The following is a 21,539-nucleotide window of genomic DNA, read 5'->3' as shown; positions in this document are numbered from 1 at the left end:
GACACCCTGCCGCCCGGCGGCAGGCGGCCCGGTCGCCGGACCGCACGCGTGTGCCGCCCCGTCGGCTGCCGCCGGGGTGCCGGTGGGCCCGGAGGCGGATGTGTCCGCGCTGCCTCGCGGAGTGCGGGGGGCGGAGGGACGGGCTGTGCCGTGCTCGGGTGAGGACGGCGGCGCGGCCGCCGCGGTGCGGCAGGCGCAGAGCGGTGGCGGGGCGTGGGGCCGGCCGGTCCTGACGGCAGGCCGGGGGCCGGACGCGGCGGTCGGTGAACGGGCGGGTGGCCCGGCAGTGCCCCGGGGTGCAGCCGGGGATGCGGGCGAAGGGTGGTCGGGGTCGCGGTCCGGTCAGGGCGGCGGGGGCCCGGCAGTCGCCCCGGGCCCGGCCCGTGGGGCGGGCGGGGGGCCGTCCGGGGCCGGCGCACAGGGCGGGGGCACGCTCGGGGTGTATGTAGCCGGAATGCGGGAGCTCTTCGCCGGGCGGGTCGCGGACGGGCACGCCCTGCTGCGCAGGTGCGTCGACGTGGCAGAGCCTGCCGAGGAGCCGGCCGGGCTGCTGCTGTCCACCGGCGCCGCACTCGTCGTCGGGGACGTGGACGCCGCCTGCCGGGCCGGTGCCAGGGCACTGGCCGCCGTACGGGTCCACGGTACGCGGACCCTGCTGCCCCAGGCGCTGGAGCACCTCGCGTACGGGGAGCTGCGCGCCGGCCGCCACGCGCGCGCCCGGGTGCACGCCGAGGAGGGGCTGCGGGCCGCCGGCCGGCTGGGCCGGCGCAACGCCGCCGCCCACCTGCACGCGGTGCTGGCCCTGGCCGCGTCCGTCGAGGGCGACGCGGCGGCCTGCGCGGAGCACGCGGACGCCGCGGGGGCCGCCGCCGCGGCGCACGGACTCGCACAGGCCGGCGGACTCGCCGTCTGGGCCGTCGGCCGTGCCGACCTCGCGGCGGGCAGGTGCGCGGAGGCCGCCGCCCGGCTGGGCCCGCTTGTCGGGCCGGGCCCGAGACAGGGCCACTTCGCGGTCCGGATGCTCGCCGTCCCGTGCTTCGTCGAGGCAGCCGTGCTCGCGGGGCGGGCGGGTGGCGCGGCGGTGGCGGTGGGGGAGTTCCGGACGTGGGAGGCGAGCACCGCGGACCCCCTCGCGCCCGCCCAGCTGGCCCGGTGCCGCGCTCTCCTCGCACCGCCGGAGGAGGCCGCGGCCCGCTACGAGGAGGCGCTCGCCCACCACGACCGGGCGGGCGGTGACTTCGAGCGGGGCCGCACCCTGCTGCTGTACGGGCAGTGGCTTCGGCGCCGCCGCAGGACCAGGGAGGCCCGCGGCCCGCTGCGTGACGCGATGGTCGCGTTCGAACGCTGCGGGGCCCGGGGTTGGGCCCGGCGCGCTCAGGGCGAACTGCGGGCGGCCGGCGAGGCGGTGGCCGGTGACACCGGGAGCGGGCCGCTGGACCGGCTCACCCCGCAGCAGCGGCGCATCGCCCACCATGTGGCGGAGGGCGCCACCAACCGGGAGGTGGCACTGCGGCTGTCCGTCAGCACCCGGACGGTCGACCACCATCTGCGGAACGTGTTCGCCCTCCTCCAGGTCCGCTCGCGGACCGAGCTCGCCCGCGTCCTGGAACGCTCCGGACCTTGAGCCGGTGGGGACGCGTTGTCGGACCGTGGCGGGGAGCGTGGCGGGGAGCCGGTGGGGTCGTGTTGCTGGACCGTGATGAGAAGAATGCGGCAAACCCCTGGGGTACCGACCGGGCGGTATGTCATTCTGCGAGCGTCAGGTAGATCCGGCGTGCCCGTGTCGTGGGGTGCGTCGGAGCGAGCCGACTCCTTGGTGGAGGCCGCCCCATGTCGAATCTCGTCCGTTCGCGCGTCAGAGCGGTGCCCGCCCCTCATGCGGCCCCGCACCGCACCCGCTCCCTGCTGGACGCGGACGTGCTCGTCGTACTGCACCGTGCCGCACAGGTGCTCCTGGACGACGTCGTCGGTCTGACCACCACCCTGGTCGGCGAGCTGCGGGAGCAGGAGCCCGCGTACCGGGCGGCGATCGACGCCGACGCGTCCGAGGTGTGGCAGGAGGTGCACCAGTCGCTCCGGCACAACGTCGCCTCCCTGATCCGCCCCCGGGAGTGCCGGGACATCGCCCGGCGCACCTCGCGGGCGATCGGCGCCCGCCGGGCCGAGCAGGGCGTACCGCTCGACGCGGTGCTGCACGCGTTCCGGATGGGCGGCGCGATGGTCTGGCAGGGCCTGGTCGACGAGACCGCCAGACGCCAGCCGGAGGACGTGCGGCTGCTCGTCCATGTCGCGGCGAACGTCTGGAACTTCGTCGACGAGCACTGCGCCGTCGTCAGCGACGCCTACCGGGACGCCGAACGCCGGATGGAGTGGCGCCGCGAGAACCGGCTTCGGCTGACGACCGCGGCACTGCTCGACGGCACGGCCCGCATCACCGATCTGCCCGACGCCTCGTCACTGCTCGGTGTCCCGCAGGACGGCCGGTTCGTGGTGATCGCGGCCGCCGCCCCCCATCCGCATCCGGCGGGCCCTCCGGTCACGCTGCCGCCAGGCGTCTCCGTCGTGTGGCACTCCACCGCGGAGGCGGAACTGGGCATCGTGCACCTGGCGGACCCGGACCGCCGACCGGAGGCGGGCCGCCCCGACGACCCGGCCGGCGCCCCCGAGGGCGAGGACATCCCGGCCCCGGACGGCGCACCCGCCGCACCCGCGGGACCCCTGGATCCCGCCGCGCTCGCGGCGGGGGTGGAGGCCGGGCCCGGTGTCCGCGTGGGCATCGGATCGGTCGTCATCGGGCTCGCCGCCATCGGGGAAGGCCGCAGACTCGCCGGCACCGCACTGCGGGCCTGCCCCCGAACCGGCGGTGTCGTCCTCCTCGACGACCACCTCCCGGCCGCCGCCGTCGTCTCCTCCCCCGACCTCGGCCGGGCGCTCGCCGACCGTGTACTGGGGCCGCTGTACGGGATCGACCCCGCCGACCGCGACCTCCTCGTCGACACGCTCACCGTATGGCTCGATGCCGAGGGCTCCGCACAGCGCGCGGCCACGCGGCTCTACTGCCACCGCAACACGGTCCTCAACCGGCTCCGCCGCTTCGAGCAGCTCACCGGCCGCTCGCTGTCCCGGCCGTCCGACCTCGTCGAGGTCTCCCTGGCGCTCACGGCCCGCCGACTGCTGGACGCCTAGGGGCAGTTCGGGGTGGGACGCCGCACACTCCGAGGTGCCCGTGCCTGTGCACGGGCACCGAAGCGTGTTCGGCAGCTGTACGCGGCACCGGCCGTGCTGATGACGTACCCGGCATGTCATCTCATATGCACCTGGCCGGACCCGTAGCGTCGGGTGCCGGGTTCGAGGGCCGTTCCCTCGCCCTCGTCGTCTTCCTCGCGTTCGTCACGGTCTCGCTCCTGCTGTGCGGCCTTGCCGCCGCCGACCAGGACGACCCGGAGCACTTCTACGCGGGCGGCGCCACGCTCGGCCCGGTCGGCGGTGGGCTCGCCGTCGCCGGGGACTACGTCTCCGCCGCCACCCTGCTCAGCACCACCGGCTCCGTCGCCCTCGTCGGAGCGGACGGCATCCTGTTCGCCGCGGCCACCGTCGCCTCACTGGTCCTGGTGATGCTGGTGCTGGCGAAGCCGCTCCGCGGCAGCGGGATCTACACCCTCGGCGACTTCCTCACCGAGCGGCTCGCCGACCGCTCCGTGCGGGTACCCCTCGGGATCGCCGCGATCGTCGTCCTGTTCCCGCTGCTCGTGGTCCAGCTCGCCGTCGCCGGAAAGATCATGACGGCCATGTTCGGTCTCCCGTCCGGCGCGCTCACCGGATGCACCGTGGCCAGCGGCGCCCTGATGATCTGTTACTCGGCCTTCGGCGGGATGCGCGGCACCGGCTACATCCAGATCCTCAAGACGGTCGTCGTGGTCGCCGTGGTCGTGCTGCTCGCCGGTGTCGTCCTCGGCCGCTTCGGCTGGTCGCCCTTCTCGCTCTTCGACGCCGCACGCCAGGGCAGCCAGGGCGGCTCGTACGCCCTGCCGGGCCTCCAGTTCGGGCGCGGCCCGGCCGGCTGGCTCGACTTGACCGGCTTCCTGCTCACGCTCGTCCTCGGCGCCGCCTGCATGCCCCACATCACCATGCGGCTGCACCCCATGCGCGGCACGCGCAGCGCCCGCCGCGCCGCAGCCTGGGCCGTCGGCCCCGTCGCCGTGCTGTGCGCGGGCGTCGTCGTCATCGGCCTCGGCGCGGCCGCTCTCGTCGGCCGCAAGAACATCGTCGCCGCCGACCCGGGGGGCAACTCGGCGCTGCTCATGGTCACCACCGCACTCGACCCCGAGGCCGGCGGCCCCCGGCACAGCCTGCTCTTCGCCGTGGTCGCCTGCGCCGTGTTCGTCACCACCCTGTCCACGGTCGCCGGGATCACCCTCGCCGCCGCGTCGGCCTTCACCCGCGACCTCGCCGGGCCGACGCGGATGGGCGGCCGGGGGCGCCGCTCGATGGCCGGGGAGGTGCGCCTGGCGCGCTGGGCGGTCGCCGCCGTCGGAGTCCTCGCCGTGTTCGTCGCGACGCAGACGGTCGGACGGAATCCCCAGGTGCTGCTGTCGTTCGCGTTCGCCGCGGCCGCGTCCGTGCTGCCGCCCGTACTGCTGTTCGCGATCTTCCGCCGGCACTTCACGGCCGGCGGGGTGCGCTGGGCGGTGTACGGGACGCTGCCGCTGGTCGCCGTGCTGATGACCTGGTCACCGGCGGCGTCGGGCACACCGATCTCGCTCTTCCCCGACCGGGACTTCCACTGGTTCCCGCTCCACACGCCGGGGCTGGTCACCATCCCGTCCGGCTTCCTGCTGGCGCTGGCCGGCTCGGGACTCCTCAGGCGGCGCACCCTGCCCCCCGCCGTGGCCCCGGAGCCGCAGACCGCGGACGCCGCGTGGGTACGGGGCCACTGACCGGGAGCGGGGACGCGCTAGAACCCGAGGGCGGCCCCGCGCAGCCGGGTGATCGCGTCCTCGTCCCCGTCCAGCTCGACCCGGGCGGCCTCCTGCCTGCCGAACGCGAACAGGGTCAGCTCACCCGCCTCGCCGGTCACCGTCACCACCGGAGTGCCCTTGTGGGCCACCACCGTCTGGCCGTTCGACCTGCGCAGCACCAGACCGACCGGGGACTTCCGGCCGAACAGCCTGGCCGCCTTCTCCAGCCGCGACCACAACGCGTTCTCGAAGACACGGTCCAAAGGGCGCGGCGCCCACTCAGGCTGCGCCCGCCGCACGTCCTCCGCGTGTACGAAGAACTCCACCGTGTTCGCGGCCTCGTCGATCTGCTTGATCCCGTACAGCGACATCCGCGGCGGGCCGGTCCGGATGAGATGGACCAGTTCGTCGTACGGCTTCGCGGCGAACTCCGCCTGGATCCGCTCCGCGCGGTCCTTCAGCGCGTCGAGCAGTATTCCGCCCGCCGCGTCGGGCCGCCGCTCGCGCATCACCACATGGGCGGCGAGTTCCCGGGCGCGCCAGCCGTCGCACAGGGTCGGCGCATCCGGGCCGGCCGCCTCCAACAGGTCTGCGAAAAGGAGCCGTTCACGCTTGGCATGGGTCGACATGGCCGCCAGCGTACGGCGGGAGCACCCGGTCCGCCCAGTGGACGCACCGCCCGCCCACCGACTTCGGCACGGCACAATGGCGGGTATGACCAGCAGTGTCCCCGCAAGCAGCCTCGACCCGGCCGTCGCCGCCCGTCTCAAGCGGAGCGCCGACGGGCTCATCCCCGCCATCGCCCAGCAGTACGACACCGGTGAGGTGCTGATGCTCGGCTGGATGGACGACGAGGCGCTGCATCGCACCCTGACCACCGGCCGCTGTACGTACTGGTCCCGCAGCCGCCAGGAGTACTGGGTCAAGGGCGACACCTCCGGGCACGTCCAGCACGTCAAGTCCGTCGCCCTCGACTGCGACGCCGACACCGTGCTCGTCAAGGTCGACCAGGTCGGCGCCGCCTGCCACACCGGGGCCCGTACCTGCTTCGACACCGACGTACTTCTCGGCAAGTAGGGTCTGGCGCCATGGATCTCGAGACGTTCCGCAAGCTCGCCGCCGACCGCCGCGTCATCCCCGTCAGCCGCCGGCTGCTCGCGGACGGCGACACCCCCGTGGGCCTGTACCGCAAGCTCGCCGCGGAGCGCACCGGCACGTTCCTGCTGGAATCGGCGGAGAACGGCCGCACCGCCCAGCTGTGGTCTCGCTACTCCTTCATCGGCGTACGCTCCGACGCCACGCTGACCGTCCGCGACGAGCAGGCGCACTGGCTGGGCAGCCCGCCGGTCGGCGTCCCCACCGGCGGGGACCCGCTGCACGCGCTGCGCGAGACCGTCGAGACCCTGCACACTCCGCGCGACCTCGCCTCCGGGATGCCGCCCTTCACCGGCGGCATGGTCGGCTACCTCGGCTACGACATCGTGCGGCGGCTGGAGAGGATCGGCCCCGGCGAGCGCGACGATCTGAAGCTCCCCGAGCTGACCATGCTGCTCACCTCCGACCTCGCGGTCCTCGACCACTGGGACGGCACGGTCCTCCTGATCGCCAACGCGATCAACCACAACGACCTCGACACCGGCGTCGACGAGGCGTACGCCGACGCGGTCGCCCGCCTCGACGCCATGGAGACCGACCTCGCCCGGCCGCTCGCCTCCCGGCCCGCCGCGCTGCCCGCCTCCGAACTGCCGGAGTTCTCCGCCCTGTGGGGCGGCACCGACTACCAGGCGGCCGTCGACGACATCAAGGAGCGCATCCGGGCCGGCGAAGCCTTCCAGGTCGTGCCCTCGCAGCGGTTCGAGACCCCGTGCACGGCGAGCGCCCTGGACGTCTACCGGGTGCTGCGGGCCACGAACCCGTCGCCGTACATGTACCTCTTCCGCTTCGACGGTTTCGACGTCGTCGGCTCCAGCCCGGAGGCCCTGGTCAAGGTCGAGGACGGGCACGCCATGGTCCACCCCATCGCCGGCACCCGGCCGCGCGGCGCCACGCCGCAGGAGGACAACGATCTCGCGGACGAGCTGCTCGCCGACCCCAAGGAGCGCGCCGAGCACCTGATGCTCGTCGACCTCGGCCGCAACGACCTGGGTCGCGTCTGCGAGCCCGGCAGCGTCGAGGTCGTCGACTTCATGTCGATCGAGCGGTACTCGCACGTGATGCACATCGTCTCCACCGTCACCGGCCGCGTCGCGGACGGCCGTACCGCCTTCGACGTGCTCACCGCCTGCTTCCCCGCGGGCACCCTCTCCGGTGCGCCCAAGCCGCGCGCCATGCAGATCATCGACGAGCTGGAACCGTCACGCCGCGGTCTGTACGGCGGCTGCGTCGGCTACCTGGACTTCGCGGGCGACTCCGACACCGCCATCGCCATCCGCACCGCCCTGCTCCGCGACGGCACCGCGTACGTGCAGGCCGGAGCAGGTGTCGTGGCCGACTCCGATCCGGTCGCCGAGGACACCGAGTGCCGCAACAAGGCGGCCGCGGTGCTGCGCGCCGTCCACACGGCCAACCGCCTGAGTGATCGCGGGGCCGGTAAGGGATAGTGGGGTGCGTGACTGCTGTACCGGTACCCCAGCCCCGAGCCGCAGCCGCGACGGCCGCCATGAGCAGCCGCCGCAGCCTGGCCGCCGCTCTGTTCCTCGGCGCCGCCGGCGCGACCGTCGTCCTGCTCGCCGCCGGCCGGACCTGGGCCGAGGGCACAGCGTCGGTCGGCGGCGGATCCGTCTCCCTCGAGGCCAGCGGCTCCGACGTCACGGGTGTCCCCACGGCGCTCGCGATCGTCGGCCTCGCCGCGCTGGTCGCCCTCTTCGCGGTGCGCCGCGCGGGGCGTCTCCTGGTGGCCGTGCTGCTCTCCCTGAGCGGCGTCGGTGCCGCCACGGCCGCGCTGCTCGGCGCGTCCGGTTCCGGCGCGCTCGACGAGAGGGCGGCCCGCACCACCGGCGACGCGGCCGCCACCGTCGACGCCCTGACGCACACGCTCTGGCCGTACGTCACGGCCGGTGGCGGTGTGCTGCTCCTGCTCGCCGGGTTCCTCGCCCTCCGGTACGGCCGCGGCTGGCCGTCCATGTCGGGCCGCTACGAACGTGACGGCACCCCGCGCGCCCGCAAGGAGCGCCCGGTCGACCCCGACCGTCCCGAGGACCTGTGGAAGGCCCTGGACCGCGGCGAGGACCCGACACGCTGAGGACGACCCCCTGATCGGGCCACCCCCCGGCCTGATCCGACCCCGGATCGGCGCCCGCCCCGGCGTACGGAAGAATGACAGCGAGCGTCCGGCTCGGTACGAGCAGCGGCTCCGACCGAGCACCGGCTCACGACATCGCACTGGAAACGAGGAGCAACTCATGGCGGGCAGCAGCCACGGACACACCCCGGCCGCCTGGACCGGCAGCATCATCGCCTTCATCGGCTTCTGCGTCGCAGGCGTCTTCATGGTGGTGAACAGCCCGGTCGGCTTCTGGGCAGGCTGTGCGCTCATCCTGCTCGGCGCGGTCGTCGGCGGCGCCATGAAGATGGCCGGCCTCGGCACGCCGAAGGAGCCGAGCGAGGTGGTGGAGGCCCGCAACCGCGCGGCTGCCCGCGAGAGCAAGAAGGCGGCTGCCTGAGCCACGCACAGCGGATGTCGCACGACGGCGCAGCCCGGCTCGGCCGGGCTGCGCCGCTGCCGTTGAACGTGGACAATCACCGCGTGGACGCCATGCCTTCTTCCCCCGCCCCTGTGGACCCGGCCTCCGCGTCCGTGGACCCGGCCTCCGCCCCTGCGGACCCGGCCTCCGTACCCGTGGACCCGGCCTCCGCGTCCGGCATCCCCGGCCACGCCGGGGATCCGCCCCGGCGGCCTGCGTCTTCCGCCCCCGACCGGGCCGCTGCGCCCCCGAGTGGCGGTGCGCGTACGCCCGGCCCCACCTGGGGGCCCCGTCCCGCGACCGCGCCCGCAGAGCCCCCGCCCGGCCCGGCGGGGCCATGGGCAAGCCGGGCACCGGTCGGATCCACCGGACACCCCCTGCCCCCGTCGCCATACCGGCCGCACCCGCCACACGCGTCGCTCGCACGACGCCTCGCCGCACCGCTCGCCACGATCGCCGGCATCGGCGCCGCCTTCGCGTACGTCGGGACCGTCGATCCGAACGAACCCGGCCACTACCCCGCCTGTCCCCTGCTGCGCTTCACCGGCATCTACTGCCCCGGCTGCGGGGGTCTGCGCAGCGCCCACGCGTTCATCCACGGCGACCTGGGCACCGCGTTCGGCGCCAACGCCGCCGCCACCGCCGGCTACGCCGTCTTCGCCCTCGTGTGGGTGGTGTGGCTGGTTCGCGCCGCACAGAACCGCCCGGTGCGGATCCACGTCGCCACCCGCTGGTGGTGGGCCCTGGGCGGTGTGCTGGTGATCTTCGGCGTGGTGCGGAATCTGCCGTTCGGTTCCGCGCTCGTGCCATGAAGTCCCAGGTAGTGGGACAGGCCGCGCCCGGATGCGGGCCCTGGGCCCTGCTGCGGATACCATCGACATGGCTGATCCTGATCCATCAACACCGTCCCGGAAGGGGGCCGCTCGCGTGAGTGTGCTCGACGAGATCATCGAAGGTGTGCGCGCCGACCTGGCAGAGCGGCAGGCGCGCGTCAGCCTCGACGAGCTCAAGGAGCGCGCCGCCAAGGCCCCGGCTGCCAAGGACGGCGTCGCCGCACTGCGAGGCGAGGGCGTCAAGGTGATCTGCGAGGTCAAGCGCTCCAGCCCGTCCAAGGGCGCGCTCGCCGCGATCGCCGACCCGGCCGGACTCGCCGCGGACTACGAGGCGGGCGGCGCGGCCGTCATTTCCGTACTGACCGAGGAGCGCCGCTTCGGCGGATCGCTGGCCGACCTGGAGGCCGTGCGCGCCAAGGTCGACATCCCGGTGCTGCGCAAGGACTTCATCGTCACCGCGTACCAGCTGTGGGAGGCGCGGGCGTACGGCGCCGACGTCGTCCTGCTGATCGTTGCCGCTCTCGACCAGGAGGCACTGGTCTCGCTGATCGAGCGTGCCGAATCGATCGGCCTGACCCCGCTGGTCGAGGTGCACGACGAGGACGAGGCCGAGCGGGCCGTCGACGCCGGGGCGAAGATCATCGGCGTCAACGCGCGTGACCTCAAGACCCTCAAGGTCGACCGCTCCACCTTCGAGCGGGTCGCGCCCGAGATCCCCGCGCACATCGTCAAGATCGCCGAGTCGGGTGTCCGCGGCCCGCACGACCTGATCGCCTACGCCAACGCCGGCGCCGACGCCGTGCTCGTCGGCGAGTCCCTGGTCACCGGCCGCGACCCCAAGTCGGCGGTCGCGGACCTGGTGGCCGCGGGAGCGCACCCGGCACTGCGGCACGGCCGGAGCTGAGCCCGGCATGACCACCGTCCGCCGCCGTTCCGGTCCGACCCCGGGCTCCATGCCGCGCCGGGCGGGCGACTGCACGCCGACGTACGCGTACGCCGGATCGGTGTCCGGCGCGCCCCGTGACCCGTACGCACGCCTCGCCCGCGGCTGCCGTCCACGCGGCTGCCGCGCGCCGGCGCGACGGGTGCACGGGCGGCGCGTGCGGTACGTCATCGGGGACGAGCCGGGCCAGGTCAACGGGATGCGATGGCGCGGCGCGCCTGCGCGCACGAGCCGTTGGGCCGTCGGGCGGGACCAGGTTCTCCCCTTCCCGCCCCTTCCCTGAACCGCGCTCCGCCCGGACCCCGCGGGGTCTCCCGCCTCCGTACCGCCTCGCCTCAAGCGTCGGCGGGCCGGGATGCCGGTCCCGGGGGCGATCCCGGACCCGGCGCCGCAACCTCCTTTCGCCCCGGCGGGCGTGGCAGGGCCCGTGGCGCTGAGTTCGCCGGTTCGCTCGGGCCCCACCCCCGGCCCGGCGGCTCACCTTTTACGCCTTGGCGGGCGTGGGAGGGCTCCGGAGGGGCTTGAGCTCACCGGTTCCTCGGATTCCACCCCGAACCCGGTGCCTCGGGCGTCTGCGAGGGCGGTCGCCGGTTGCTTCCGGGTTCGCCCCGAAGCAGGCGGCTCCCTCTCCCAGCGCTCTGGCGGGCGGTGGGAGGAGCCCCGTGGGGTCGGGTCAGCCGGTCCCGTCGGGGCTCCGCCCCGAGCCCGGCCCTCAGCTCCGCGAGGCTCCGAAGGAGCCCGGTCGGCGCCTGAGGCCACCGTGCGCAGCGCGGTACCGCCCCCGGGGTCCGGGCCTGCCCCGTTCTCGGGACGGGGCGGGGAGGAGGAGCGGCCCCGCGCAGCAGCCCCACCCCAGCCGCACACGCTTCGCTTCCGCACACCCGATACGTCCCGGGCCCGCGGGCCCGACAAGGAGCCGCGTCGCCATGTCCAGCGACTACTTCATCCCCGACCCGGAGGGTCTGGTCCCCGACACCGACGGCTACTTCGGCGCCTTCGGCGGAAAATTCATCCCCGAGGCCCTCGTCGCCGCTGTCGACGAGGTCGCCGTCGAGTACGACAAGGCCAAGTCCGATCCGGCCTTCGCCGCCGAACTCGACGCGCTCATGGTCGACTACACGGGCCGGCCGAGCGCCCTCACCGAAGTGCCCCGCTTCGCCGAGCACGCCGGCGGTGCGCGGATCTTCCTCAAGCGGGAGGATCTGAACCACACCGGCTCGCACAAGATCAACAACGTGCTCGGCCAAGCCTTGCTCACCAAGCGGATGGGCAAGACCCGTGTCATCGCGGAGACCGGCGCCGGCCAGCACGGCGTCGCGACCGCCACCGCCTGTGCCCTCTTCGGTCTCGAGTGCACGATCTACATGGGCGAGGTCGACACCCGGCGGCAGGCCCTGAACGTCGCCCGGATGAGGATGCTCGGCGCCGAGGTCGTCGCCGTGAAGTCCGGCAGCCGCACCCTCAAGGACGCCATCAACGAGGCGTTCCGCGACTGGGTCGCCAACGTGGACCGTACGCACTACCTCTTCGGCACGGTGGCGGGCCCGCACCCGTTCCCCGCCATGGTGCGCGACTTCCACCGCGTCATCGGCGTCGAGGCCAGGCGCCAGATCCTGGAGCGGACGGGGCGCCTGCCCGACGCGGCCGTCGCCTGCGTCGGCGGCGGATCGAACGCCATCGGCCTGTTCCACGCCTTCATCCCCGATGCCGGTGTCCGCCTGGTCGGCTGCGAGCCCGCCGGCCACGGCATCGAGACCGGGGAGCACGCGGCGACCCTGACGGCCGGCGAGCCGGGCATCCTGCACGGCTCCCGCTCCTACGTCCTCCAGGACGACGAGGGGCAGATCACCGAGCCGTACTCGATCTCGGCCGGCCTGGACTACCCGGGCATCGGCCCCGAGCACTCGTATCTGAAGGACTCGGGGCGCGGCGAGTACCGCGCGGTCACCGACGACGCGGCGATGCAGGCCCTGCGGCTGCTGTCCCGCTCCGAGGGCATCATCCCGGCCATCGAGTCGGCACACGCGCTGGCCGGCGCGCTCGACCTCGGCCGCGAGCTCGGCAAGGACGGGCTGATCCTGGTCAACCTCTCCGGCCGGGGTGACAAGGACATGGACACCGCGGCCCGCTACTTCGGGCTGTACGACACCGACGCCCAGGTCGAGGCCGACGCCTCCGCCGACAACGGCGCCGCCGAGATCCAGGGGGACGCGAAGTGAGCGGCAACATCCGGCTGCTGAGCGACACGCTCGCGGCGGCGAAGAACGAGAACCGGGCGGCGCTCATCGCGTACCTGCCCGCCGGCTTCCCGACCGTCGACATCGGTATCGAGGCGGTCAAGGCCGCGTTCGACGGCGGCGCCGACGTCGTCGAGGTCGGTCTGCCGCACAGCGACCCGGTCCTGGACGGGCCGGTCATCCAGACCGCCGACGACATCGCCCTGCGCGGCGGTGTCCGCATCGCCGACGTGATGCGAACGGTCCGCGAGGCACATGCCGCCACGGGCAAGTCGGTCCTCGTGATGACGTACTGGAACCCGATCGACCGCTACGGCGTCGAGCGGTTCACCGCGGAGCTCGCCGAGGCGGGCGGCGCCGGGTGCATCCTGCCCGACCTGCCCGTCGAGGAGGCGGGGCCGTGGAGGGAGCACGCCGAGAAGCAGGGCCTGGCCACTGTCTTCGTCGTCGCGCCCAGCAGCAAGGACGCCCGCCTCGCCAGGATCACGGAGGCCGGATCCGGCTTCGTCTACGCCGCGTCGCTCATGGGCGTCACCGGCACCCGTGAGTCGGTCGGCGAACAGGCCCAGGACCTCGTGCGCCGCACCCGGGCCACGACCGACCTGCCGGTCTGCGTGGGCCTCGGAGTGTCGAACCCGGCGCAGGCCACGGAGGTGGCGGCGTTCGCCGACGGTGTGATCGTCGGCTCGGCGTTCGTCAAGCGGATGCTCGACGCGCCCGACGACGGCGCGGCCGTCGCCGCCGTACGGGAACTGGCGGGCGAACTGGCGCGGGGTGTGCGCGGCAGGCCGTAGCTCGTACGAGTGGATCAGGCACCGGGGAGGCGCATGCGCGCCTCCCCGGTTCGTTTGCGGGGTGTGAGCGAGAACCAAGAGCCAAAGCGGGGCGCCCGCGAGCGACTCCAGAAGGAACGGGCGCGGGAGAAGGCGCGCGAGAAGCGCCGCAGGACCCTCATCGTGGCGTCGGCCGTCGTGGGTGTGCTCGGTCTGGCCGCGGTGGTCGGCCTGGTCGCCGCCAACAGCGGCAAGGACGACGACGCCGCGACCGGGGCCGGGCCGCTGCTCGCGCCGAGCGGTGTGCAGGGGGAGGAGCAGCTCGCGATCCCGGTCGGCGCGAGCGACGCCCCGTCCACCCTCACGGTGTGGGAGGACTTCCGCTGTCCGGCCTGCGCCCAGTTCGAGAACGCTCTGCGGGAGCCGATCCACGAGCTGGAGCAGGCCGGCCAGATCAAGGTCGAGTACCACCTGGCCACCATCATCGACGGGAACATGGGCGGCAGCGGCTCCCTGCGCGCGGCGAACGCGGCGGCGTGCGCGCAGGACGTCGGAAAGTTCGTCGAATACCACGACGTGCTGTACATGAACCAGCCGCCCGAGCCGGACGATGCCTTCGCCGACAACGGCAGGCTGATCGAGCTCGCGGGGAAGGTCGAAGGACTCGACACCCCCGCGTTCCGCAGCTGTGTCGAGGAGGGCAAGCACGACGCCTGGGTCAAGAAGTCGAACGCGGCATTCCAGGCGGGCGGCTTCCGCGGCACGCCGACCGTACTGCTCAACGGAGAGTCGATCTTCCCGACCAGGGGCAAGGAGCAGATCTCCGTGGCGAACTTCAAGAAGTGGGTCAAGGAGGCCAACGAGAACAAGCCGCCGGGCAGCCGGCGCCCTGCGACGTCCGGCACGGACGGCAGCGCGAGTCCGGAGGCCCCGGCCTCCTGACGCCCGCCCCGGCGGCCGCCGGAGCGCTCCCTCTGCTGCTGCCGGGCCGCCGCCCGCGCCGGAAATCGCCGGGCAGGCCCGGCGTCCGGCAGGCACGGGCTCGTTATCCAGACGTTGCCGGGTGGGTTGCCGTCCCTCCCGCCCGGCAGGGTAGCGTCGGACCTGCCATGGACATCGCCTACATTCCCAGTCCGTCGACCGGAGTGATCCATCTTGGACCGCTTCCGCTGCGCGGCTACGCGTTCTGCATCATCATCGGCGTCTTCGTAGCCGTCTGGTACGGCAACCGCCGCTGGGTCGCCCGGGGAGGCAAGGCCGGGACGGTTGCCGACATCGCTGTCTGGGCCGTGCCGTTCGGCCTGGTCGGCGGTCGGCTCTACCACGTGATCACGGACTACCAGCTGTACTTCAGCGAGGGTGAGAACTGGGTCGACGCCTTCAAGATCTGGGAGGGCGGCCTCGGTATCTGGGGCGCGATCGCGCTGGGCGCGGTCGGTGCCTGGATCGGCTGCCGCCGGCGCGGTATCCCGCTGCCCGCGTGGGCCGACGCCCTCGCCCCCGGTATCGCCTTCGCGCAGGCGATCGGCCGCTGGGGCAACTGGTTCAACCAAGAGCTGTACGGCCGCGAGACGGACGTGCCCTGGGCGCTGAAGATCAGCGAGGGCGCGAACCGCGAACCCGGCCTCTACCACCCGACCTTCCTGTACGAGTCCCTGTGGTGCATCGGCGTCGCCCTGCTGGTCATCTGGGCCGACCGGCGCTTCAAGCTGGGCCACGGCAGGGCGTTCGCGCTCTACGTCGCCTCGTACTGCGCCGGCCGCGGCTGGATCGAGTACATGCGCGTCGACGATGCGCACCACATCCTCGGCCTGCGGCTGAACGTCTGGACGTCGATCCTGGTCTTCCTCCTGGCGGTCGTGTACATCGTGATCTCGTCGCGGCTGCGGCCGGGTCGTGAGGAGGTCGTGGAACCGGCGGCGGTGGAGCCGTCCAAGCCCGACGCTGAGAACGCTGCCGCCGGTTCGGAGGCGGACGAGGCCGGGGACCGGGACGAGGACGAGGGCCGTATGGCGAAGTCCGAGGACGCGGCGGCGGATGCGGCGGAGTCGCCCGGCAAGGCGTGACGGCGGGGGTGGCGGGACGAGTGCGCCTGCGGCGGGCTCGTTTCCCTCTACTTTCCCCTTGCGGCCTTGCGGCCTTGCGGCCTTGCGGCCTTGCGGCTCTGCGGCCCTGCGGCCTGGCGGCGGCGGCCACAGGAATCCCACCTTCCCGAGCCGGGGGCTTCGCGCCACCGGCCCCCGCGCCTCCATCTCCCCCTACGCCTGGCGGCGGTGGGAGGTGCCCCCAGCGGGGCTCCGAGGAGCCCGGCCGGCGATCGAAGCCATCGCGCGCAGCGCGGTACAGGTTCGGGTGGAGCCCGGTCACGGGTCCGGGGCGGAGGCCGCCACGCGGGTCCGGGCGGAGCCCGCCAGGCGGCGGAGTCGCGCGTCGGTGCAGCGGGAAGGGGCGGGTAGGGGAACGGCCCCGCGAACGGCCCCGCGCAGCGGCCACGCCCCGTAAGCCCACTCCTCAATCCACCTCCCGCTCCGCCAGCGCCAGCGTCCGCCGCGCTGTCGCCACCACCGCCGCGTCCACGAAGCGGCCGTCCGGCAGCGCCAGTGCGCCCGCGTCGGCCGCCGCCGCCTTGACGATCTCCTCGGCCGCCTCGATCTCATCCCGCGTCGGCCGGAAGGCCCGTTCGATGACGGGCAGCTGACGCGGGTGGATGGCCGCGCGGCCCAGGAAGCCGAGGGACCTGCCGTGCGAGCAGGAGGCGTAGAGGCCGTCGAGGTCGAGGATGTCGGGAAAGACGGACTGGGACGGCGGCGCGAGACCGGCGGCCCTGGCGGCCATCACCGTACGGGTGCGCGGCCAGTCGAGACCGGCGTCTCCGCGCAGTCCGAGGTCCGCGCGGAGATCGGACTCGCCGAGCGCGATGCCGGCGATCGCCTCGTGTGCGGTGGCGATCGCGTACGCGTGCTCCACTCCGAGCGCCGACTCGATGAGCGCGTACAGCGGGACGCCCGGTGCGCGGGCCGCGATCTGCTGGATGTCAGTGGCGTATGCGACCTTGGGGATACGCAGTGCACTGAGGCCCGGCAGCTCCGCGAGGGCCTCGACGTCATGGGGGGAGTTGATGCGGACATGTACGGGGAGAGGTCGCGGCTCCGACAGCAGTTCGACCGTGGCGTCCAGGGCATACGGCTTGCGCCCCTGGGCGACGGCGTCCTCCAGGTCGACGATGACGATGTCGGCGTCGGAGGCGAGCGCCTTGCGGACCACTTCCGGGCGGTCTCCGGGGGCGTAGAGCCAGGTGAGAGGGATGGTCACAGCGCTCCCTGGGTGCGTAGGGCGGTGATGTCCGAGGCGGTCAGGCCGAGTTCGGTTAGGACTTCCTCGGTGTCGGCGCCGTGTGGCCGGCCGGCCCAGCGGATGGAGCCGGGGGTCTCCGACAGCCGGAAGAGCACGTTCTGCATACGCAGCGGACCGAGCTCGGGATCCGGGACTTCGGTGATGGTGCCCAGCGCCCGGTACTGCGGATCCTCCATGACGTCGCGGATGTCGTAGACGGGAGCGATCGCGGCCTCCGCCTTTTCGAAGGCCCAGGTCGCCTCCTCACGGGTGCGGCGCGCGATCCAGCCGCCCACGGCGTCGTCGAGTTCGTCGGCGTGTTCGGCGCGGCCGCTGCCGGTGGCGAACCAGGGCTCGTCGACGAGCTCCGGTCGCCCCACCAGCCGCATGACGCGTTCGGCGACGGACTGGGCGGAGGTGGAGACGGCGAGCCAACTGCCGTCGGCGGTGCGGTAGACGTTGCGCGGGGCGTTGTTGCGGGAGCGGTTCCCGGTGCGCGGCTGTACGTATCCGAGCTGGTCGTACCAGAGCGCCTGCGGGCCCAGCATCGCCAGGATCGGTTCGATGATCGCCATGTCGACGACCTGGCCCCGGCCGGTGGCGGTGCGGGCGGCGAGCGCGGTCATGACGGCGTAGGCGGAGGCGAGCGCGGCGACGGAGTCGGCGAGGCCGAAGGGCGGCAGCGTCGGGGGGCCTTCCTGCCCGCCGGTGGCGGCGGCGAAGCCGCTCATGGCCTCGGCGAGCGTGCCGAAGCAGGGCCGGTGGGAGTACGGGCCGAACTGCCCGAAACCGGTGATCCGGGTGAGGACCAGCCGGGGGTTGGCCGCGCTCAGCTCGCCCCAGCCGAGCCCCCATTTCTCCAGAGTGCCGGGACGGAAGTTCTCCACGACCACATCCGCCGTCGCCGCGAGCCGCAGCAAGGTGTCCCGGCCACCGGGGGCGGACAGATCGAGGGTGATCGTCCGTTTGTTGCGGCCGAGGACCTTCCACCACAGTCCGACCCCGTCCTTGGCCGGGCCGTGTCCCCGGGAGGGGTCCGGACGGGTGGGGTGCTCCACCTTGACGACCTCGGCGCCGAAGTCGCCGAGCATCGTGGCGCACAGCGGGCCGGCGAAGAGGGTCGCGAGGTCGAGGACGCGCAGGCCCCGCAGCGGAAGGGGGGAGGGCGACGAGCTCATGAGGCGGCGTCGATCTCGGATCGGTACGGCATGGAGGAGGACGCTCCCGGGCGCTGGACGGACAGGGCGGCGGCCGTACAGGCCCAGGCCAGGCACTGTGCGACCGGCTTCTTCTCGCCGAGCGCCACGGCCAGGGCGCCGACGAAGGTGTCGCCTGCCGCGGTCGTGTCCACGGCGGTCACGGCAGGAGCGGGGACGGTGAGGGGCCCGGTGCCGCGGGCTGCGTACAGACAGCCGGCCGGGCCCAGGGTGATCACCACCTCGGGCACCTGCCGCAGCAGCTCCTGAGCCGCGAAGCGCGGGTCGGCGATGCCGGTGATGGTGGCCGCCTCGTGCTCGTTGGGGACGAGGAGATCGGTGGCGGCCAGGAGTTCGGGCGGCAGCGGCTGGGCGGGGGAGGGGGTGAGGACGGTCCGCACCCCGTGGCGGCGGGCCGCCTCGGCGCTGTCGAGCACGGCGCTGAGCGGAAGCTCGAGCTGGAGGAGCAGTGTGTCGTTGCCGGCGATGAGGCCCTCCTCCCCAGGGGCGAGGGAGGTGATGGTGCCGTTGGCGCCGGGGATGACGACGATCGCGTTGCCGCCCTCGTCGTCCACGACGATGTGCGCCGTGCCCGAGGGGCCCTCAGCGGTCCTGAGCAGGTCGGTGTCGACACCGGAGGACTCGAGCGTGTGCCGCAGCTGCGGGCCGAAGGAGTCGGAGCCGATCGCCCCGATCATGGCGACCTCACCCCCGGCACGGGCCGCGGCCACGGCCTGGTTGGCGCCCTTGCCCCCGGGGATCGTGCGGAACTCGCGTCCGGTGACGGTCTCACCCCGCTTCGGCGCCTGCGCGACGAAGGCGACGAGGTCCATGTTGGTGCTGCCGAGCACCACGATGCCGGTCATGGGCGGAGGGCCTCCTTGAGCGTGAGGTGGGCGAGGGTGTCGAAGCCGACGCCGTCGAAGCCGGCGACCGAGGTCGCGAGCCGGTTCTTCAGCGGGGCGGTCCAGCGGTCGGGCAGTGCGTCGGGGTGCCCTGCCAGCAGCCCGGCGAGCGAGCCGGCCGTCGCGCCGTTGGAGTCGGTGTCGAGTCCTCCGGAGACGGCGCGGCAGATGGAGCCGGTGAAGTCTCCGTCGGCGTGGGTGAGGGCGGCGACGAGCAACGCCGCGTTGGGCAGGACGTGCACCCAGTGGTAGGTGTCGTACCTGCGATGGATGCTGTCGACGGCGTCGGCGAAGTCGGTGTGCGCGCGGGCGGTCTCGACGCCGAAGCGCACGGCCGCGGCGAAGCGCGAGCGCGGCGGGACGACGGTGAGGCCGGTGGCGATGGCCTCGTGGACGTCCACGGTGCCGGTGGCCGCGGCGGCGAGGGCGGCGGCGGTGAACATGGCGCCGTACACGCCGTTCGCGGTGTGGGTGAGCGCCGCGTCCCGGTACGCCCGGGCGGCGGCGGCCGTGGGGGCGCCCGGGCTGGTCCAGCCGTGGACGTCGGCGCGGATGGCGGCGCCGATCCACTCCCGGAACGGGTTGCGGTGGGCGGCGGTCAGCGGAGGCTCGATGCCGCTGAGCAGGTTGCGGTAGGCGACGCGCTCGGCGGTGAACGTCCGCCCGGCGGGCAGCTCGTCCAGCCAGAGCCGGGCGACGTCGGCAGTGGTGAAGTTCCTGCCGTGGCGGCGGAGCAGCAGCAGACCGAGGAGGGGGTGGTTGAGGTCGTCGTCCTCCGGCATCCCGTCGATGTTCTCTGCGAGCGAGTCCGGGGCGCTGCGCCGGTTCCAGGGATGTGCGGCGGCCAGGTCCTCCGGCAGGCCCCTGGCGGTGAACCAGGTGGTGAGCGGCCAGTTCCCGGTGGCGCGGGCGATGGCGCGGATCGCGTGCAGCGGAAGCTTCTCGACGGGCTTGCCCAGCAGGCATCCGGCGGCGCGCCCGAGCCAGGCGGCGTGCAGCGCGTTCCCCAGCGCCCGGGCACGGTCGGGGCCGGTTGTGGCGGGCCGCGCCGTCTCCGGCATTCCGCGCGGCGGCTCCTCTTCCCGGACGTCGGACGGACCCGGTGTTTCGCGGGTCGCGGTCGCCGGTGCGCCCGGTGCGGGCAGTGCGCTCGTGCCGGAGGGCGGTGCCGCCCAGGCGGGGGCGGCGGCCCTGATCGCGGGAAGCGACGTGGGCTCGTCGCACGCCAACGGGGAGACAAGGGAGTCCAGTTCGTCCAGCAGCTCCTCGGCCAGCGCCCGCAGCGCGGGCGGTACCTGGTCGGGCGAGGCGCCCGCGCGGCGTGGAGCAGGCGCACCTCCCGCCGCCAGCCAGCGGTCGCGGACGGCTGCCGCGTCCCTGCCGTCCTCCTGCGCCTGGCGCAGTTCGTGGCCGATCAGGTCCTCCGGCTGCACCCAGGTCACACGCAGCGCCCTCGTCATCGCGCGGTGACCGTCAGGGACGCGAACGCCGCCTCGTGGGCCCGGCGGCGCTCCGCGTCCCGGGCGTAGACCTCCCTTGTCACCGCCGCCAGTTCGGCCGCCGGCGCGTGCAGGTCGACACGGCTGGCCTCCGCGACCCGCTCCGCCCACTCCGCGGGCACCGCCGCGGTTCCGTTCAGGGCGCCCGCGATCGCTCCCGCCATCGTCGCGATGGAGTCGCAGTCCCGGCCGTAATTGACGGATGACAGGACCGTACGCCGGTAGTCGCCGTCGCCCACCAGCAGCATCCCGAGCGCGATGGGGAGCTCTTCGATGGAGTGGAGGCGGGAGGGGCGGCGGGCGCCCAGCGACGGGGCGCGGTAGTCGGGGCCGACGGTGTCGAACGGCGCGACCGCCGCCCGCAGCGGCACCAGCGCCGACTCGAAGTCGGAATACCGGGCGGCCGTTTCCGCGACCGACTCGATCGCCGCCTGGGTGCCGTCCTTGGCCAGCTCCATCGCCGTCTCGACGACCGACGCGGGTGTGGCGCCCGGCAGGCACGCCGCGGCGACGGCCGCCGCGAACACGCCGGCCGCCTCCCGCCCGTACGACGACTGGTGCGCCCCGGCGACGTCGACGGCCTCGGCGTACGCGGCCGCCGGATTGGCCGCGTTGACCAGGCCCACCGGCGCCATGTACATCGCCGCACCGCAGTTGACGATGTTGCCCGTGCCCGCCTCGCGCGGATCGTGGTGCCCGTAATGCAGCCGTGTGACGAGCCACTTCTCGGCGAGGAAGAGCCGCTGCAGGGGGATGGCCTCCGCCTCGAGCTCCGGGATCCAGCGGGGGTTGGTGATGAGGTCGGGGACGAGGTGGTCGGCCACGGCGTAGGCGTCGAGGTGGTCGCGGACCGTGGCGTACACCGCGATCAGCGCGTGGGTCATCAAGGTGTCGTCGGTGATGTGGCCGTCGCCCTTGTGGTACGGGGCGATGGGGCGGGCGGTGCGCCAGTCGTCCCCGTGCCAGGGGCCGACGATGCCGGTGATCCGTCCGCCGTGGCGCTGAAGGATCTGGTCGGGCGAGTAGCCCTCGACGGGGCCGCCGAGAGCGTCACCGACAGCTGCTCCGACCAGGCTGCCGGTGATCCGGTCATCGAGGGGGAGAGTCGGGGAGGCCGCCGCTTGCGTTGCCGTGCCGGGCGCCGCCGTAGTCGTCGTCATGCCCGGATTGTCCACCTGG

Annotated in this window: 19 protein-coding genes and 1 pseudogene; 14 read left to right on the top strand and 6 right to left on the bottom strand. The window is 73.8% G+C overall.

Annotated elements, in window-relative coordinates:
- Positions 1–442 precede the first annotated feature (442 nt).
- From AB0903_RS30760 to AB0903_RS30750, 3 genes and pseudogenes are all read left to right on the top strand, one after another.
- Positions 443–1,624, top strand: a pseudogene (locus AB0903_RS30760) (helix-turn-helix transcriptional regulator); the annotation flags it as partial.
- A 206-nt stretch (positions 1,625–1,830) separates the two neighbouring features.
- Positions 1,831–3,186, top strand: coding sequence for a helix-turn-helix domain-containing protein (locus tag AB0903_RS30755; RefSeq protein WP_366708012.1), 1,356 nt, complete (start codon positions 1,831–1,833; stop codon positions 3,184–3,186).
- Positions 3,187–3,299: 113 nt separating this feature from the next.
- A complete protein-coding gene (locus AB0903_RS30750) occupies positions 3,300–4,937 on the top strand; it encodes a cation acetate symporter (RefSeq protein ID WP_366708011.1) in 1,638 nt (545 codons plus the stop codon).
- A 17-nt stretch (positions 4,938–4,954) separates the two neighbouring features.
- On the opposite strand, the gene AB0903_RS30745 is transcribed toward AB0903_RS30750, so the two are convergent.
- Positions 4,955–5,587, bottom strand: coding sequence for a TIGR03085 family metal-binding protein (locus AB0903_RS30745; protein ID WP_366708010.1), 633 nt, complete (start codon positions 5,585–5,587; stop codon positions 4,955–4,957).
- Positions 5,588–5,672: 85 nt separating this feature from the next.
- On the opposite strand from AB0903_RS30745, the gene hisI reads away from it, so the two are divergent.
- The 11 genes from hisI to lgt all read left to right on the top strand — a co-directional run bounded on the left by hisI (position 5,673) and on the right by lgt (position 15,493).
- The gene (gene hisI, locus AB0903_RS30740) at positions 5,673–6,035 is read left to right on the top strand and encodes a phosphoribosyl-AMP cyclohydrolase (RefSeq protein WP_366708009.1); all 363 of its coding nucleotides are present in this window, start codon (positions 5,673–5,675) and stop codon (positions 6,033–6,035) included.
- 11 nt (positions 6,036–6,046) lie between these two features.
- On the top strand, positions 6,047–7,558 hold the full coding sequence (locus tag AB0903_RS30735) for an anthranilate synthase component I (RefSeq protein ID WP_366708008.1): 1,512 nt from the start codon (positions 6,047–6,049) through the stop codon (positions 7,556–7,558).
- Complete coding sequence (locus AB0903_RS30730; protein WP_366708007.1) at positions 7,558–8,199, top strand: TIGR02234 family membrane protein; 642 nt, start codon at positions 7,558–7,560, stop codon at positions 8,197–8,199. Before AB0903_RS30735 ends, AB0903_RS30730 begins: the two co-directional genes overlap by 1 nt.
- Before the next feature lie 160 nt (positions 8,200–8,359).
- Positions 8,360–8,620, top strand: coding sequence for an HGxxPAAW family protein (locus AB0903_RS30725; protein ID WP_366708006.1), 261 nt, complete (start codon positions 8,360–8,362; stop codon positions 8,618–8,620).
- 398 nt (positions 8,621–9,018) lie between these two features.
- Positions 9,019–9,453 carry a DUF2752 domain-containing protein gene (locus tag AB0903_RS30720; protein WP_366708014.1) on the top strand — a complete coding sequence of 145 codons (435 nt, stop codon included), beginning with the start codon at positions 9,019–9,021 and terminating at the stop codon, positions 9,451–9,453.
- A 115-nt stretch (positions 9,454–9,568) separates the two neighbouring features.
- On the top strand, positions 9,569–10,378 hold the full coding sequence (trpC, locus tag AB0903_RS30715) for an indole-3-glycerol phosphate synthase TrpC (protein ID WP_366708005.1): 810 nt from the start codon (positions 9,569–9,571) through the stop codon (positions 10,376–10,378).
- Between the two features lie 49 nt (positions 10,379–10,427).
- Entirely contained in the window at positions 10,428–10,700 is a 273-nt protein-coding gene (locus AB0903_RS30710) for a hypothetical protein (protein WP_366708013.1), read from the top strand.
- 643 nt (positions 10,701–11,343) lie between these two features.
- Positions 11,344–12,636: a tryptophan synthase subunit beta gene (gene trpB / locus AB0903_RS30705; protein WP_366708004.1), complete on the top strand. Its 1,293-nt coding sequence runs from the start codon at positions 11,344–11,346 to the stop codon at positions 12,634–12,636.
- Entirely contained in the window at positions 12,633–13,448 is an 816-nt protein-coding gene (gene trpA, locus AB0903_RS30700; RefSeq protein ID WP_366708003.1) for a tryptophan synthase subunit alpha, read from the top strand. Before trpB ends, trpA begins: the two co-directional genes overlap by 4 nt.
- Before the next feature lie 33 nt (positions 13,449–13,481).
- Positions 13,482–14,369, top strand: a complete 888-nt coding sequence (locus AB0903_RS30695) for a thioredoxin domain-containing protein (protein ID WP_366708002.1) — start codon at positions 13,482–13,484, stop codon at positions 14,367–14,369.
- A gap of 167 nt (positions 14,370–14,536) precedes the next feature.
- Positions 14,537–15,493 (top strand): prolipoprotein diacylglyceryl transferase, encoded by a 957-nt coding sequence (gene lgt / locus AB0903_RS30690; RefSeq protein WP_366708001.1) that lies wholly within the window; start codon positions 14,537–14,539, stop codon positions 15,491–15,493.
- 445 nt (positions 15,494–15,938) lie between these two features.
- Here lgt and AB0903_RS30685 read toward each other — a convergent pair whose 3' ends face one another.
- Genes AB0903_RS30685 through AB0903_RS30665 form a run of 5 tightly spaced genes read right to left on the bottom strand, consistent with a single transcriptional unit; the run spans position 15,939 to position 21,520 of the window.
- Entirely contained in the window at positions 15,939–16,739 is an 801-nt protein-coding gene (locus tag AB0903_RS30685) for a CoA ester lyase (protein WP_366708000.1), read from the bottom strand.
- Positions 16,736–17,938: a CoA transferase gene (locus AB0903_RS30680; protein ID WP_366707999.1), complete on the bottom strand. Its 1,203-nt coding sequence runs from the start codon at positions 17,936–17,938 to the stop codon at positions 16,736–16,738. The genes AB0903_RS30685 and AB0903_RS30680 overlap by 4 nt, the downstream gene beginning before the upstream one ends.
- Entirely contained in the window at positions 17,935–18,822 is an 888-nt protein-coding gene (gene rbsK / locus AB0903_RS30675; protein WP_366707998.1) for a ribokinase, read from the bottom strand. Before rbsK ends, AB0903_RS30680 begins: the two co-directional genes overlap by 4 nt.
- On the bottom strand, positions 18,819–20,321 hold the full coding sequence (locus tag AB0903_RS30670; protein WP_366707997.1) for an ADP-ribosylglycohydrolase family protein: 1,503 nt from the start codon (positions 20,319–20,321) through the stop codon (positions 18,819–18,821). Before AB0903_RS30670 ends, rbsK begins: the two co-directional genes overlap by 4 nt.
- Complete coding sequence (locus AB0903_RS30665; protein WP_366707996.1) at positions 20,318–21,520, bottom strand: ADP-ribosylglycohydrolase family protein; 1,203 nt, start codon at positions 21,518–21,520, stop codon at positions 20,318–20,320. The genes AB0903_RS30670 and AB0903_RS30665 overlap by 4 nt, the downstream gene beginning before the upstream one ends.
- Between the last annotated feature and the right edge of the window lie 19 nt (positions 21,521–21,539).

The organism is Streptomyces sp. NPDC048389 (assembly GCF_040706335.1).
Lineage (GTDB): Bacteria > Actinomycetota > Actinomycetes > Streptomycetales > Streptomycetaceae > Streptomyces.
Note: the sequence above shows the minus strand (reverse complement) of the source record. Positions and strands in the feature narration are given on the sequence as shown.

Coding starts and splice junctions, on each gene's coding strand:
- AB0903_RS30710 (WP_366708013.1), top strand. CDS start 10,428: ATGCCGCGCCGGGCGGGCGACTGCACGCCGACGTACGCGTACGCCGGA.
- AB0903_RS30750 (WP_366708011.1), top strand. CDS start 3,300: ATGTCATCTCATATGCACCTGGCCGGACCCGTAGCGTCGGGTGCCGGG.
- AB0903_RS30745 (WP_366708010.1), bottom strand. CDS start 5,587: ATGTCGACCCATGCCAAGCGTGAACGGCTCCTTTTCGCAGACCTGTTG.
- AB0903_RS30665 (WP_366707996.1), bottom strand. CDS start 21,520: ATGACGACGACTACGGCGGCGCCCGGCACGGCAACGCAAGCGGCGGCC.
- AB0903_RS30670 (WP_366707997.1), bottom strand. CDS start 20,321: ATGACGAGGGCGCTGCGTGTGACCTGGGTGCAGCCGGAGGACCTGATC.
- hisI (WP_366708009.1), top strand. CDS start 5,673: ATGACCAGCAGTGTCCCCGCAAGCAGCCTCGACCCGGCCGTCGCCGCC.
- AB0903_RS30725 (WP_366708006.1), top strand. CDS start 8,360: ATGGCGGGCAGCAGCCACGGACACACCCCGGCCGCCTGGACCGGCAGC.
- AB0903_RS30755 (WP_366708012.1), top strand. CDS start 1,831: ATGTCGAATCTCGTCCGTTCGCGCGTCAGAGCGGTGCCCGCCCCTCAT.
- lgt (WP_366708001.1), top strand. CDS start 14,537: ATGGACATCGCCTACATTCCCAGTCCGTCGACCGGAGTGATCCATCTT.
- AB0903_RS30695 (WP_366708002.1), top strand. CDS start 13,482: ATGCGCGCCTCCCCGGTTCGTTTGCGGGGTGTGAGCGAGAACCAAGAG.
- rbsK (WP_366707998.1), bottom strand. CDS start 18,822: ATGACCGGCATCGTGGTGCTCGGCAGCACCAACATGGACCTCGTCGCC.
- AB0903_RS30735 (WP_366708008.1), top strand. CDS start 6,047: ATGGATCTCGAGACGTTCCGCAAGCTCGCCGCCGACCGCCGCGTCATC.
- AB0903_RS30680 (WP_366707999.1), bottom strand. CDS start 17,938: ATGAGCTCGTCGCCCTCCCCCCTTCCGCTGCGGGGCCTGCGCGTCCTC.
- trpB (WP_366708004.1), top strand. CDS start 11,344: ATGTCCAGCGACTACTTCATCCCCGACCCGGAGGGTCTGGTCCCCGAC.